General features: G+C 69.4%; 15 protein-coding genes and 1 pseudogene. 11 read left to right on the top strand and 5 right to left on the bottom strand.

The window, feature by feature from the left end:
- The 5 genes from AB0M20_RS06880 to ccsB all read left to right on the top strand — a co-directional run.
- The coding region (locus AB0M20_RS06880) for a histidine phosphatase family protein (protein WP_364294943.1) at positions 1-357 on the top strand (357 nt) is incomplete at its 5' end.
- 2 nt (positions 358-359) lie between these two features.
- A complete protein-coding gene (locus tag AB0M20_RS06875; protein ID WP_364294940.1) occupies positions 360-929 on the top strand; it encodes a TlpA disulfide reductase family protein in 570 nt (189 codons plus the stop codon).
- A complete protein-coding gene (locus AB0M20_RS06870; RefSeq protein WP_364294937.1) occupies positions 922-1725 on the top strand; it encodes a cytochrome c biogenesis protein CcdA in 804 nt (267 codons plus the stop codon). Before AB0M20_RS06875 ends, AB0M20_RS06870 begins: the two co-directional genes overlap by 8 nt.
- Complete coding sequence (locus AB0M20_RS06865) at positions 1722-3335, top strand: cytochrome c biogenesis protein ResB (protein WP_364294934.1); 1614 nt, start codon at positions 1722-1724, stop codon at positions 3333-3335. Before AB0M20_RS06870 ends, AB0M20_RS06865 begins: the two co-directional genes overlap by 4 nt.
- Positions 3335-4285 carry a c-type cytochrome biogenesis protein CcsB gene (ccsB, locus tag AB0M20_RS06860; protein ID WP_364294931.1) on the top strand — a complete coding sequence of 317 codons (951 nt, stop codon included), beginning with the start codon at positions 3335-3337 and terminating at the stop codon, positions 4283-4285. Before AB0M20_RS06865 ends, ccsB begins: the two co-directional genes overlap by 1 nt.
- 41 nt (positions 4286-4326) lie before the next feature.
- On the opposite strand, the gene AB0M20_RS06855 is transcribed toward ccsB, so the two are convergent.
- The 3 genes from AB0M20_RS06855 to AB0M20_RS06845 form a co-directional block, all read right to left on the bottom strand.
- Positions 4327-4857 carry a helix-turn-helix transcriptional regulator gene (locus AB0M20_RS06855; RefSeq protein WP_364294928.1) on the bottom strand — a complete coding sequence of 177 codons (531 nt, stop codon included), beginning with the start codon at positions 4855-4857 and terminating at the stop codon, positions 4327-4329.
- Positions 4854-5000 carry a hypothetical protein gene (locus AB0M20_RS06850; RefSeq protein ID WP_364294926.1) on the bottom strand — a complete coding sequence of 49 codons (147 nt, stop codon included), beginning with the start codon at positions 4998-5000 and terminating at the stop codon, positions 4854-4856. The genes AB0M20_RS06855 and AB0M20_RS06850 overlap by 4 nt, the downstream gene beginning before the upstream one ends.
- Positions 5001-5698: 698 nt before the next feature.
- Complete coding sequence (locus AB0M20_RS06845) at positions 5699-6607, bottom strand: hypothetical protein (protein WP_364294923.1); 909 nt, start codon at positions 6605-6607, stop codon at positions 5699-5701.
- An 83-nt stretch (positions 6608-6690) separates the two neighbouring features.
- On the opposite strand from AB0M20_RS06845, the gene AB0M20_RS06840 reads away from it, so the two are divergent.
- The 3 genes from AB0M20_RS06840 to AB0M20_RS06830 are packed head-to-tail and all read left to right on the top strand — an operon-like array spanning position 6691 to position 9726.
- On the top strand, positions 6691-8151 hold the full coding sequence (locus AB0M20_RS06840) for a menaquinone biosynthesis decarboxylase (protein ID WP_364294920.1): 1461 nt from the start codon (positions 6691-6693) through the stop codon (positions 8149-8151).
- The gene (gene mqnP / locus AB0M20_RS06835) at positions 8148-9062 is read left to right on the top strand and encodes a menaquinone biosynthesis prenyltransferase MqnP (protein WP_364294917.1); all 915 of its coding nucleotides are present in this window, start codon (positions 8148-8150) and stop codon (positions 9060-9062) included. The genes AB0M20_RS06840 and mqnP overlap by 4 nt, the downstream gene beginning before the upstream one ends.
- Before the next feature lie 28 nt (positions 9063-9090).
- Positions 9091-9726 carry a UbiX family flavin prenyltransferase gene (locus tag AB0M20_RS06830; RefSeq protein ID WP_364294914.1) on the top strand — a complete coding sequence of 212 codons (636 nt, stop codon included), beginning with the start codon at positions 9091-9093 and terminating at the stop codon, positions 9724-9726.
- Here AB0M20_RS06830 and AB0M20_RS06825 read toward each other — a convergent pair.
- Positions 9699-9974, bottom strand: a complete 276-nt coding sequence (locus tag AB0M20_RS06825) for a BldC family transcriptional regulator (RefSeq protein WP_364294911.1) — start codon at positions 9972-9974, stop codon at positions 9699-9701. The genes AB0M20_RS06830 and AB0M20_RS06825 overlap by 28 nt on opposite strands.
- 212 nt (positions 9975-10186) lie before the next feature.
- Between AB0M20_RS06825 and AB0M20_RS06820 the strand changes: the two genes are divergently transcribed.
- The 3 genes from AB0M20_RS06820 (at position 10187) to AB0M20_RS06810 (ending at position 13139) form a co-directional block, all read left to right on the top strand.
- Complete coding sequence (locus AB0M20_RS06820) at positions 10187-10636, top strand: Lrp/AsnC family transcriptional regulator (RefSeq protein ID WP_364294908.1); 450 nt, start codon at positions 10187-10189, stop codon at positions 10634-10636.
- A 9-nt stretch (positions 10637-10645) separates the two neighbouring features.
- Positions 10646-11734, top strand: coding sequence for a PLP-dependent cysteine synthase family protein (locus AB0M20_RS06815; protein ID WP_364294905.1), 1089 nt, complete (start codon positions 10646-10648; stop codon positions 11732-11734).
- A gap of 133 nt (positions 11735-11867) precedes the next feature.
- Positions 11868-13139, top strand: a complete 1272-nt coding sequence (locus AB0M20_RS06810) for a hypothetical protein (protein WP_364294902.1) — start codon at positions 11868-11870, stop codon at positions 13137-13139.
- Here the strand turns inward: AB0M20_RS06810 and AB0M20_RS06805 are convergent.
- A pseudogene (locus AB0M20_RS06805) lies at positions 13120-13650 on the bottom strand (putative glycolipid-binding domain-containing protein); the annotation flags it as partial. The gene AB0M20_RS06810 and the pseudogene AB0M20_RS06805 sit on opposite strands and share 20 nt — an antisense overlap.
- Positions 13651-13757 lie beyond the last annotated feature (107 nt).

Below are 13757 nucleotides of genomic sequence, written 5' to 3'. Positions count from 1 at the left end.
GACGGCTCGTTTCGCAACCCGCGCAACTGGTGGGTGCTGCGTGACCCGATCACGCCGTCCTGGGGCGAGGCTTATCTGGTGATCGCCCAGCGCATGTTCGAGGCCGTGCAGGCCGCCCGGGTGGCGGCCGAGGGCCACGAGGCGGTGTGCATCTCGCATCAGCTGCCGATCTGGACGCTGCGCCGCTACGTCGAGGGCAAGCGCCTCTGGCACGACCCGCGGCGCCGCGAGTGCGGCCTGGCCAGCCTGACATCGTTCCGGTTCGAGGGCGCCAAGATCGTCGGCGTGGATTACTCGGAGCCGGCCGCGCACCTGGTCGCGATGTCGCCGGGCGCCAAGAACGCCAAGGGCGCCTGACCATGCGTCGCCGCGTCGCTCTGCTCGGGCGCGCCGCCCTCGTGGCCGGTGCGCTGGCGGGTGGGCTGGCTGGGTGCGGGGGCGGCGACAATTGGGCGAAGAAGTGCACCACCACGGGCGGCGTCATCGAGTGCGCCCCCGAGCAGCGTCCGCAGGTCGACGAGGTCACCGGTGAGCTGCTCGACGGTGGCTCGTACGACGTCGCGGCCGACCGCGGCAAGGTCGTGGTGGTCAACTTCTGGGGATCCTGGTGCAACCCCTGCCGGGCCGAGGCCGACGACCTGGAGAAGACGTTCCAGGCCACCAAGGCCAAGGGCGTCACCTTCATCGGGGTCAACTCGCGTGACGACCGCGACTCGGCCAAGCAGTTCGAGCGCGGCCGGGTCACCTATCCCAGCGTGTACGACCCGGACGGCGAGGTCGCGCTGAAATTCGACGTGACCCAGGTCAGCACCCCCTCGACGCTGATCCTCGACCGTCAGGGGCGGATAGCGGTGGCGATGCGCCGGGCCACGGTGGTCTCCGAGCTGCAGCCGCTGGTCGAGCGGGTGGCGGCGGAGAAAAATGGGTGAGACGTTCGCCGACGTCGCCAGCAGCGGGCCGTTGCTGCTGGCCATCGGCGTGGCCGTGATCGCCGGGCTGGTCAGCTTCCTGTCACCGTGCGTGCTGCCGTTGATGCCGGGCTATCTGTCCTATGTGACCGGGCTGGCCGGCTCCGATCTGGACGCGTCCGGCGGAGAGCCGGACGCGTCCGGCGGATCCGGATCGGTCGCCGTCGCCACGAGGACGAGGGGACGCGTCCTGGCCGGCACGTCGCTCTTCGTGCTCGGTTTCGCCGTCGTCTTCACGCTGCTCGCGACCCTGGTGGCGAACATCGGGATCGCCCTGCAGACGCACAAGCGGGTGCTCGACATCGTGCTCGGTGTGCTGGTCATCGTGCTCGGCCTGGCCTTCATGGGCCTGGTGCCCGGCATGCAGCGTGAGTTCCGGATCCATAGGCTGCCGAACGCCGGGCTGGCCGGCGCCCCGATCTTCGGCGCCCTCTTCGGGCTGTCCTGGATGCCGTGCACCGGCCCGACGCTGGGCGCCGTGCTCGGGCTGGCCACCACCAGCGGGCAGACCGATCGGGCGGTCGTGCTGGCGCTGGCGTACAGCCTCGGGCTCGGTGTGCCGTTCGTGCTCTTCGGGCTGTTCTTCCGCAAGCTGATCGGGGTCTTCCGGGCGGTCCGGCGCAACAGCCGGTGGGTCACCCGCATCGGCGGCGCGCTGCTGATCCTGGTCGGGCTGGCCCTGGTCACCGGCGGGTGGAACGACTTCCTGATCTGGCTGCTGACCACGTTCGACTTCGACGCCGGGACGCTGCTGTGACGGTCGTCGAGGAGCGCACAGCCGCGCCCGCGCCGCCGCCGCGCCGGGCCAACCCGGTGTGGGCGCTGCTGCGCAACTCGTGGCGCCAGCTGACCAGCATGCGCACCGCGCTGGTGCTGCTCTTCCTGCTGGCGGTCGCGGCGATCCCCGGGTCGGTGCTGCCGCAGCGCCCGGTGAACATCGAGCGCGTCGCCGACTACTTCCGGGCGCATCCCGACCTGGCGCCGACACTCGACCGCCTGGGCATGTTCGACGTGTACGCGTCGGCCTGGTTCGCGGCGGTCTACGTGCTCCTGTTCACCTCGCTGGTCGGGTGCGTCGTGCCCCGCCTCGCCGACCACGTGCGGGCGCTGCGCAACGTACCCCCGGAGGCTCCGAAGCGATTGGACCGCCTGCCGCAGCACGCTGTGCTGCCACCGGCCGCTGAGGCCACGGCCGCGGCCTCGGCGGTGGCCCGGGTCCTGCGCAAGCGCCGGTGGCGGGTGGCGACCCGGCAGGAGGAGGACGGCGCGTGGACCGCCTCGGCGGAGAAGGGCTACGTCAAGGAGACCGGCAACCTGCTGTTCCACTTCGCGCTGCTCGCCGTGCTGATCGGGGTGGGCTTCGGTGCGTGGTACGGCTGGCACGGCAACCGGCTGCTGGTGGAGGGTCCGGACAGGGGTTTCTGCAACTCGTTGACGCAATATGACGAGTCGACGCTCGGCGCACGCGTGGACGCCGCCGACCTGCCGCAGTTCTGTCTGCAACTGACCGACTTCCGGGCCGAGTTCCAGGACACCGGGCAGCCGAAATCGTTCCGTGCCACCGTGCTCGTCGATTCGCGGGAAACCAGGACCTTCAGCGTCAACGACCCGCTGCGCCTGCCCGGCGCCACGGTCAACCTGCTCGGCCACGGCTACGCGCCGGTGCTGCGCTTCACCGACCGGTTCGGCGTGCAGCAGACCAAGGTGGTCCCGTTCCTGCCCCGCGACGGCATGTTCACCAGCGAGGGCGTCGCCACGTTCCCGGACGTGAACATCGACCCCAAGACCGACAAGCGCGACGAGAACCTCCAGGTCGGCTTCGAGGGCGTGTACCTGCCCACGGTCGGCACCGACGGCCGGCCGTCGTCGGTCTACCCCGCCGAGCGCAACCCGGTGCTGTTCCTCACCGCGTACCGGGGGAACCTCGGGGTGGACGCCGGGCTGCCCGGCTCGGTGTACGCGCTGGACCGGGCCCAGATCAGCAGCGGCAAGCTCAAGCAGGTCGGTGGGCCAGGCGAGGTCGGCAACAACGCCCGTCCGCACGAGCTGAAGCCGGGGGAGACCTGGACCCTGGACGACGGCAGCAAGCTGGAGTTCCTGGGCACGCGCCCGTTCGCCACGCTGGCCGTGCGGCACGATCCGACGAAGACGCTGGTCCTGGCCGGTGCGGTGCTGGGCCTGCTCGGGCTGATGGCGTCGCTGTACGGCCACCGCCGCCGGATCTTCTTCCGGGTTCGAGCCCTCGACGCGGACGCGGGGGAGAGCGGCGGTACCGTGATCGAGGCGGGTGGACTGCCGCGCACCGACTATCCGGGCTTCGCCGACGAGTTCGCGGGCGTGGTGACCGCAGTGCAGGGGGACGAGTGATGGCCGAGCTTTCCAACCAGCTCATGGCGCTGACCGTGCTGGCCTATCTGGCGACGATGATCTGCTACGCCGGCGAGTACGCCTTCGGGACCCGGAGTCACATCGCGCGGGCGGCCACCCGGCAGCTGGTGGGGTCCGGCGCGCCGGTGCCGGATGACGTGCCCCCGCCGCCGGTGGCCGAGAAGAGCCGCGGCAACACGATCGGCCAGGTCGGCGTCGGCATCAACGTGCTCGCCCTTCTGTTGCACCTGGGCACGCTGGTCACCCGCGGCGTCGCGGCCGACCGGATGCCCTGGGGCAACATGTACGAGTTCATCCTGTCGGTGTCGTTCGTCGGCTCGGTGTCGTGGCTCCTCGTGCTCAGCCGCCGCCCCGGTGTCCGGCACCTGGGGCTGTTCACCGCGCTGACCATGGTGGTGCTGCTCGGCGTGAACGGGCTGATCGCCTACACCCCGGTCGGCCCGCTGGTCCCGGCGCTGAACTCGTACTGGTACGTGATTCACGTCTCGACGATCATCCTGGCCTCGGGCATCCTGCTCTTCGGCGCCGTCCCGGCCGCGTTGTTCCTCATCAAGACCGGCTACGACCAGGGCAAGCGGCGCTTCCCGTACACATTGGGCAAGCGCGTGCCGGCCGCCGCGACGCTCGAGCGGCTGACCTTCCGGCTGCACGCCTTCGCCTTCCCGCTGTTCACCTTCGGCGCGCTGATCGCCGGTCCGCTGTGGGCGGAGGCGTCCTGGGGCCGCTACTGGAACTGGGATCCCAAGGAGGTCTGGGCCTTCATCTCCTGGATCGTCTATGCGACCTACCTGCACGCCCGCGCGACGCCCAGCGTCAAGCGCACCACGGCCACGTGGCTGGCGCTGATCGGATTCGCCACGATGCTGATGAACCTGTTCGGCGTCAACCTGTTCTTCGAGGGCCTGCACTCCTACGCCAACGCCGGCTGAGCCGTGCCGGCCGGCGGCTGCGGGGCCGCCGGCCGTTCCGGCTAGTCCTCGCGCCGGTTTCCCAGGAGTCCGTCCCGGCCGTTCCCACCGCCCTCGTTCCGTCGCGGCAGCGCGTCGCGCAGGCTGGCCCAGCGATGGGCGTCGGGACGGTTCGGCGGCACGCCCACGTCGACCCGCCCGTGCCACAGGCTGTGCACCGCCGGATCCGCGACCCAGCTGCCACACAGGACGCATTGCTGCCGACCGGCCGGGGCCATGGGCTCGACCTGCCGCTGTCGGCGGAGCTCGTCCGCCGCCACCCAGAGCGGGTGCCACTCGGTTCGGACGATGTCCTCCGGGACGCCCAGGGCGGCACCCAGCTTGCGGACCAGATGCCAGGCCGGCGGCATCTTGCCGGACAGCACCTTGGAAATCGAGGCCTTGTTGTAGCCGACCGCGTCCCCCACATCACTCATCCGCGGCCGTCCGGCGGAGATCCAAGCGCGCTTGAGCTGCTCGGCCAGCCGCATGCCCGGCTCCTCGTCGACCGGGTCGTAATCCTCGCCCCGCGGGGTGCTTGCCGTCGGCATCATGCGGCCTCCCCCTCGGGCCGGGCGACGACCTCGCGGGCGAGCGCCATGCCCATGGCGCCGAAAGCCGCGAGCGCCGAGAGCGCCACTTCCAGATCGATACCGAGACTACGCAGCGTGGTGCCGCAAACCACGACGACAACCACGACCAGGACGCGCCATCGCGTCCCGGAGACGTCCGGTCCACCGGCCGGACGAACACAATTGATCACCGGAACTTACTCCGTTTCTGATGACGCCGGCTTCCCCTCTCACCGGCGCTCCCCCTCATTTGAAGATCGATGATCGAGCTTCGCCAACCATTGTGCCGTAGCTCGGGAAGCTTTCCCAACGGTTGCCCGAGTGCTTCAGTTGCTCATTCAGAAACGCGGAGATCATTGTTAATAAACCTGTATGCACGCGATTCCAACGATAGAAACGGGCGCGCTTCCGCCGATGTGCATTTCATGCTGGCTCGTCCGACCGGACGCTGGCAGCGAGCCGGGATCCGACTGGTCGAGATCACTCGCGACCCGTAGATCTTGTAAGCCAAATGCCATACGCGCAGGTGGCGAGCCACTTCCTCGGAATTGACGAGGGAGTGATCGTAACCGGACACGCAGTGAGTGAATGCGTAGCGCAATCGATAAACTTCGGTGTGATCGAAGTATCGCCGCCTGATGAGGTGTCGCGACGATCATTTACCGCCATTGGTGCATTGCCAGTGCCAATTCTGCATTCCTGGCATGCGGGACGGCGACCAATAGACGCCCATTACTGAGCGTAATCGGTTGCCCAATGAATGGTAACGAAGTTTCCCGTTGCGGCAACTTCATGTCATTGGGCGCTTCCCGTTTTGTACCGATTAAGGATTTCGCGCGGGAAGCCTTTTCCGGGCGTCGGCCGACTCGGTGCGCGGAAGCAGGCCCAGTCCTGGGCAGTCACCCGCTGTCCAGGTGTCGTACCGGTTGACCCAGTTGAGGCAGAAGCCGCCGGAGCGCTGCGTCGGGTCGGCCGTCAGCGTGTTGACGTCGGCGCGCCAGTACTGCGCGGTGCCCCCGCCGGCCGGGCGCAGCTGCACGTTGTCCACGGTCACGGGCGGCACGTCGATCCGGGCGCTGCGCCGCGGGTCGACGTGCACCTCGACATACTGCTCCACGTAGGCCCGATCGCCGATCGGCAGCCGCTGGGCGGTCAGCAGGTTCCACCGGTTGTTCCACCAGAGCCACGCCTGCCAGACACCCTGGCCATCGGTGTGCAGGTCGAGCCAGACGGTGTCGCCCGGCTTGAGCGCGTACTGGTCGTAGAACTGCCAGGTCTTCGTGTTGGTGTTGAACGTATAGATGTGCTGCCGCCCGGCGCCGGCCCACCCGGTCTCGGCCCACCCGGCCTCGAGCCAGGCGATGCTGCCGCCGCCCATGTCCCGCTTGACCATGAAGCGCCCGGCGACGAAGTCGTAGGTGCGGGGCCGGATGCCCCCGTCGACCACGGACAGCCGCCCGGAGACGCCACCCCACTCGCCGGCGGTCCCGGCGCCGAGATGGTGGTAGCCGGCGGTGGTCGCTTCCCGGTCCCAGCGGAAGGCGTTCTCCGGGGTCCGGGCCCGGCAGGCGCCCGGCGTGCGCTCACCGGCGGGCCCCGCGGGCGGCCGGGTGGAGGCGCCGCCGCCACCGTCGCAGAGCGGAAGATCACGCGCGGCGGCGGGAGTGGCCAGGGCGAGTGCGGCGAGCAGCCCCCCGAGGCCACACCACCGAGCCAGGGTACGAACTCTCACACGGCACCTGCCCCCGGTAGCGGAATCTCAACCACACCCACAACGAAAACGGTGATCAGTGGTGACGTGGAAGACTGGGACGCATGGCCGCGCGTGGATTTCCGTACCCTGACCTGCAGTCTTTTCTCACCGCGCTGGAGGCGGCCGGTGAGCTGCGGCGGATCTCCGTCCCGGTCGATCCGACGCTGGAGATCAGCGAGGTGGTGACCCGCACGGTGCGGGCCGGCGGGCCCGCCCTGCTGTTCGAGCGGCCCACCCGCGGCGACATGCCGGTGGCGGTCAACCTGTTCGGGACCGAGAAGCGGATGGCGATGGCGCTCGGCGTCGACTCGCTGGACGAGGTGGGCGACCGGATCGGCGCGCTCATCAAGCCCGAGCTGCCGGTCGGCTGGTCCGGCGTACGCGAGGGGCTGGGCAAGGTCCTGCAGTTGAGGTCCCTGCCGCCCCGCAAGGTCAAGTCCGCGCCGTGCCAGGAGGTCGTGCTCTCCGGCGACGAGGTGGACCTGAACCGCCTGCCGGGCCTGCAGGTGTGGCCGGGCGACGGCGGGATCTTCCACAACTACGGGCTGACGCACACCAAGCACCCGGAGACCGGCAAGCGCAACCTCGGCCTCTACCGCCTGCAGCAGCACTCGAAGAACACGCTCGGCATGCACTGGCAGATCCACAAGGACTCCACCGCGCACCACGCCGTGGCCGAGCGGCGAGGGGAGCGGCTGCCGGTCGCCATCGCCATCGGCTGTGACCCGGTCGTCAGCTACGCAGCGTCCGCCCCGCTGCCGGGGGACATCGACGAGTACCTGTTCGCGGGCTATCTGCGCGGCGAGCGGGTCGAGATGGTCGACTGCGTCAGCGTGCCGCTGCAGGTGCCGGCCGAGGCACAGATCGTGCTCGAGGGCTACCTCGAGCCGGGGGAGCGGCACGACGAGGGGCCGTTCGGCGACCACACCGGCTTCTACACGCCGGTCGAGCCGTTCCCGGTGCTGCACGTCGAGGTGATGACGATGCGGAAGAAGCCGATCTACCACTCGATCATCACGTCGAAGCCGCCGCAGGAGGACCACGGGCTGGGCAAGGCCACCGAGCGGATCTTCCTCCCGCTGCTCAAGATGCTGATCCCGGACATCGTCGACTACGACATGCCGGCCGCCGGCGTCTTCCACAACTGCGTCATCGTGTCGATCCGCAAGCGCTACCCCAAGCACGCCCAGAAGATCATGAACGCGATCTGGGGCGCGCACCTGATGTCGCTGTCGAAGCTGATCGTGGTGGTTGATGAGGACTGCGACGTGCACGACTACGCCGAGGTGGCGTTCCGGGCGTTCGGCAACGTCGACTACGACCGCGACCTGCTGGTCACCCAGGGTCCGGTCGATCACCTCGATCACGCGTCCTACCAGCAGTTCTGGGGTGGCAAGGCGGGTCTGGACGCCACCCGTAAGCTGCCGGCCGAGGGCTACACGCGGGGCTGGCCGGAGGAGATGACGATGGCCCCCGAGGTGGTCAGCCTGGTCGACAAGCGCTGGAAGGAGTACGGCATATGACTCAGCCTTCAGACCGGTCAGGGGCGGCGGCGGGACTGAGGACGGCGGTCACCGAGCCCGGGAAGGTCACGTCCTTTCTGCGCCTGGTCAAGGTCGAGCACTCGATCTTCGCGCTGCCGTTCGCCTACCTGTCCGCGTTCGTCGCGATGTGGCCGTCCTTCCGGGTCGTCGACCTGTTGCTGATCACGGTGGCCATGGTCGCCGGGCGCACCTTCGCGATGGCCGCCAACCGCATCCTCGACCGCAAGATCGACGCGCAGAATCCGCGTACCCGGGACCGGGAGCTCGTCACCGGGGCCGTCAGCGTCCGCACGGCCTGGACCGGCGCGATCGTCAGCCTGGTCTTCCTCTTTCTGGCGGCCGGCCTGCTCAACTGGCTCTGCCTGGTCCTCTCGCCGCTGGCGGTCGTCCCGCTGGTCGTCTACCCCTACGCCAAGCGGTTCACGAACTTCCCGCACTACGTCCTGGCGCTGGCCCAGGCGGTCGCGCCGGTGGGCGCTTGGATCGCGATCACGGGTACGTTCGCCGGCTCGGGTCCGGCCTGGGTGCTGGGCGCCGCGGTGGGCCTGTGGATCGGCGGCTTCGACATCATCTATGCCTGCCAGGACGTGGAGGTCGACCGGCGGATCGGCGTGCACTCGACGCCGGCCCGCTTCGGCATCCGCACGGCGCTGCACATCTCGACGGCCACGCATGTGGTGACCTTTGCCTTGTTCGTCTGGTTCGGGATGCTGGCCGGGCTGGGGTGGCTGTGGTGGATCGGGCTCGCTCTCACGGCCGTCGCCTTCGCCTATCAGCACGTGGTCGTCACGCCCAGTGACCTCTCGAAAGTTAACCGAGCGTTCTTCACCGCCAACGGCTTCGTCGGAATAGCACTCTTCGTGTTCGCGCTGCTCGATCTCTTGATCTGAGTGCGGCACCACCGGGCATTCTTGAGGGATGCGTACCCCGTGGATCGTCGGCGTCTCAGGTGCCTCCGGCACGCCCTACGCGAGGGCGGTGCTCGGCGGCCTCCTGGACGCCGGCGAGTCCGTGGACCTGGTGATCTCCAAGGCCGCCCGGCTGACCATCCTCGACGAGACGGGCATCGCCGTCCGGGACGCACACTGGAAGGACGATTTGGCCGCCTGGCTGGGCCGTGACCTGGGCGATCTGGCCTACTGGCCGCCCGGTGACCTGGCCGCCGGGCCGAGCAGCGGTTCCTACCCGGTGCGGGGCATGGCGGTGGTGCCGGCGAGCACGGCGGCGTGCGCCGGAATCGCGATCGGCCTGTCCAAGGATCTGCTGCAGCGCGCCGCCGAGGTCAACCTGAAGGAGCGGCGGCGCGTGGTCGTGGTGCCGCGCGAGACACCGGTCACCCGGAGCCATCTGGAGCACCTGATCGCGCTGCACGATGCGGGCGCGGTGGTGCTGCCGGCAAGCCCCGGTTTCTACGGCTCAGGCGCCGAGGCGACCGCTCAGCAGCTGATCGACTTCATCGCCGGCAAGGTGCTCGACGCCCTGGGCGTGCAGCACACGCTCCTCACCCGCTGGGCGGGAAAGCTGGGTCAGCGCAGCCCGTTGGGCGGGCCGTAGGACGTGCCCGGGTTGGCCGGGCCGCTGTTGCGCGGCCGGTTCGCGGCGTCGTCCTCGCGCATCTCCTCGATCACGCCGTCGCCCTCGAGCAACGCGCGGACCTCGGACTCGCGGAAGCGTCGATGCCCGCCGGGCGTGCGAATGCTGCCGATGCGTCCGGCGGCTGCCCAGCGTGTGACCGTTTTCGGGTCGACGCGGAACAATGCGGCCACCTCGCCCGGCGTCAGCAGACGATCTCCGGTGTCCACAACCCCCTCCTCGCGTCGGTGTGTTGGAGCGGCCGTGGTCACGGTGAGTGGCGGCGAGCTCGATCGGGACGTACAGCCATTAGAGCATCGCCCCAACACCAAGTCCGTGAAATGCGGAAAAAGCCCCGATTGCGACAGTGATCATTATCCTGGCTCCGTTTCACGGCTACGGGGCGTGAGATAACCAGACTCCCCCAATTAGGGTGCAACGCATGGACGCCATCGACCTCCGGCTGATCGACCTGTTGCGGGACAACGCACGCTCGTCGTACGCCGAACTGGCCCGCAAGGTCGGCCTCTCCGCGCCGGCCGTGCACGAGCGGGTGGGAAAGCTGGAGGCGGCCGGGACGATCCGGGGCTACCGCGCCGAGGTCGACCACGAGGCGATCGGCCTGGGCGTGACCGCGCTGATCGGCATCGTGGAGGACTCCGGCGCCGACACCGACGACGTGCTGTCCTCGGTGCGGGCGATGCCCGAGGTGGAGTCCTGCTACTTCATGGCCGGCGTGGAGTCCTACCAGCTGACCGTGCGGGTGGGCACGATCGCCGAGCTGGAGCAGCTGATCGTGCGGATCAACCGGACGCGCGGGGTGGCCTCGACGCGGACCGCGATCGCGCTGTCCACCAAGTGGGAGAACCGGCCGCAGCCGGGCCTGGGATAGCGTGCCGTTGTGGACCAACTCGATCGATGTGATGAAGATGCCCGCGCCTGGGTGCGCGACGCGATCGCGCTGGTCGAGGCCGACGCCAACCGCTCGGCGGACACCCATCTGCTGCCGTTCCCGCTGCCGGCCGACTGGGGCGTCGACCTCTACCTCAAGGACGAGTCGTCACATCCCACCGGTTCGCTCAAGCACCGTCTCGCGAGATCGCTCTTCCTGTACGCGCTGTGCAACGGCTGGATCGGTCCGGGCACCACGGTGGTGGAGGCTTCCAGCGGCTCGACCGCCGTCAGTGAGGCGTACTTCGCCCGGATGCTGGGCCTGCCCTTCATCGCGGTGATGCCCGCGCGGACGTCCCCGGAGAAGGTGTCACTGATCGAGTTCCAGGGAGGCAAGTGCCACCTGGTCGAGGACCCGACCACGGTCTCGGCCACCGCCCGGGACCTGGCTCGCGACCTCGGCGGCCACTTCATGGACCAGTTCACCTACGCCGAGCGGGCCACCGACTGGCGCGGCAACAACAACATCGCCGAGTCCATCTACGCCCAGCTGGCGCTCGAGAGGCACCCGATCCCGGCCTGGGTCGTGGTGGGCGCCGGCACCGGCGGGACGAGCGCGACCATCGGCCGGTACGCGCGCTACCAGCGATTCCCGACCAAGCTGTGCGTGGTCGATCCCGAGGGTTCCGCGTTCTGGCCCGCGTACGTCTCGGGGAACTTCGACCTCAGCACCGGCACCGGCTCGCGGATCGAGGGGATCGGGCGGCCGCGGGTCGAGGCGTCGTTCCAGCCCGCGGTGGTGGACCGGATGGTCGCGGTGCCCGACGCGGCGTCCCTGGCCGCCATGCGGGCCGGCTCGGCGGTCGTCGGTCGCCGGCTCGGCGGTTCGACCGGCACCAACCTGTGGGGCGCGTTCGGCCTGATCGCCTCGATGCTCGCGACCGGACGGCAGGGTTCGGTGGTCACGCTGATCTGCGACGGCGGCGAGCGGTACGCCGACACCTACTACTCCGACGAGTGGGTGGCCGGTCAGGGGCTCGACCTCGCGCCGCACCGCGCCGTCATCGATCGCTTCCTGCTGGACGGCACCTGGCCGTGATCCGCAACCGGGAATCCGACCGGTAGAAGGGCAGCGCGAAGCGCGCCCACCTGGTTGTATTCCGGTTGTGGAAGACGATTCACCTTCGCCGCGGCGTGGTCTTTCGCGGCGGACATACTTCGTCTCCGCGAGTGTGCTGGCCGCCGCCATCGCCGCGTCCACCGGCATCGTGGCGTTCGCGCCGTCGTCGGCCACGCGTCCGTCCGCCGTGGTGCCGGCAGCCGAGGCCAAGGCGCCCAGTACGCCGCCCAGCACGCCCAGTCCTTCGCCCAGCCCTCCGCGGAGCCCGTTCGAGCAGGCCGAGCAGGCCCTCGACCAGCAGGCCGCCGCGCTGCTCGACGGGGACGAGGCCCGCTGGCTGGCGGCGGTCGACCCGCGCAAACCCGAGCTGGTGGCGCGCTACCGCAGCATGTTCCGCTCGCTGCGCGGCCTGGGCGTCAGCCAGTTCGACTACCAGCCCCACATCCGGCCCGGCGGCAAGGGCGCCACGGTCGCAGTGGGCACGACCGTCAACTTCTGCTTCAGTCTCAGCACGTGCCCAGAGGGCGCCGGCGCGCCGGCCGTCGAGCAGTCACTCACGGTGTCGCCGGTGGGCGGACGCTATGTGATCACCGCCCTGACCAAGACCGCGGAGCCGACCCAGCTGCAGCCCGCCCCGTGGGAGAGCGGAGATCTGGTCTTCGCCCGCGGCCGCCGGGTCACCGTCGCGGGCCCGAAATCGCAGTCCCGGAACCTGCGGCGAGTGCTCGCCGTCGCGGAGAAGAGCGCCAAGATCAACGACAGGTTCGCCGGGTACGTGCGCAACCCGCAGACCCGGTACCGCGTCCTGCTCGCCGACGAGAAGACGTGGAAATCCTGGTACGGCGGCATCGAGGGGAGCTGGACGGTGGCCTACGCCGTCCCGCTGAACAGCGCCGGCACCGACGTGGTGCTGCGGATGAGCAAGCTCTCCAGCGACGCCGAGCTGCTCGCCACCACCGTCCAGCACGAGCTCGGCCACGTCGTCACGCTCAGCGGCCTCGGGACCCGCGACTTCGACGAGGACCAGTGGCTCACCGAGGGCATCGCCGAATACATCGGATGGTCCCCGAGGCACGCCGCCGCGAGCTGGCGCCGGGGAAGCGTGCGCACCGCCTTCCGCGGCGACAAGCGGCCCAGGACGATCGCGTCCAAGCCCTTGAGCGACGACGCGAGCGACTCGGCCAGCGACCGCTTCTACGGGCTCGGGCACTTCGCCGCCGACTGCATGGCCCAGAGGTACGGCGAGCCGGCGCTCTTCGAGTTCGTCCGGCTCGTGCTGCGCGCCGACAACACCTACGACCAGGCGTCGCGCGCCGCCTTCGGCAAGCCCTTCACCGCGGTGGACAAGGCCTGTCTGACCTGGATCAGGAGGTCGGCGTCGTGAGCTTCGCCAGGCCCGGATAGTCGGTGACGAAGCCGTCGTCGTCGACCACCAGGTCGGCGCTGAAGTCCTCGGTCGCGAAGCGGATCACGCCCTCGCCCGCCGGCGTGTAGATCTGGTCCGCCTGCACCACCTCGAGGCTGGGCGCCAGCACCCACGCCACGCTGACCCGGTGCGCGACGCCCGCCTGTGCCTTGAGCAGCCCGAGCCGGCGGATCGGCAGCGTGTTGGTCAGCGGCGAGCCGGTCAGGTCCACGTCGTAGGCGCCGTAGAGCAGGTCGGGGTCCTCGGTGCCCGGCAGCCCCGCAGCCGGATGCCCGTATGCGGACAGCACCGCATCGAGATTGCCCTGCTCGGAGGTGGTCGCCCGCCAGCGCCCGGCGGCCAGCTCGAGCCGCAGCGTGCGGGCCCACCCGGCGCCCTCGGCGCTCACCTCGAACCGGGACGTGGTCCAGCCCGGATCGGTCTGCAGCTCGTAGCGGCAGGTGTACGGGATCGGGTCGACGGCCTGTTGGGTCCCCCGCGCAAAAAGATTTAATGATGTGTGGGGATGATGTTACATTTTCACTTTATCATTTATTTATTAATAGTGCATTTAAAAGTATTTAACGATGAGATTTT

The organism is Actinoplanes sp. NPDC051633, from assembly GCF_040681735.1.
Taxonomy (GTDB): domain Bacteria; phylum Actinomycetota; class Actinomycetes; order Mycobacteriales; family Micromonosporaceae; genus Actinoplanes.
This window is presented reverse-complemented; position numbering and strand designations above follow the sequence as displayed.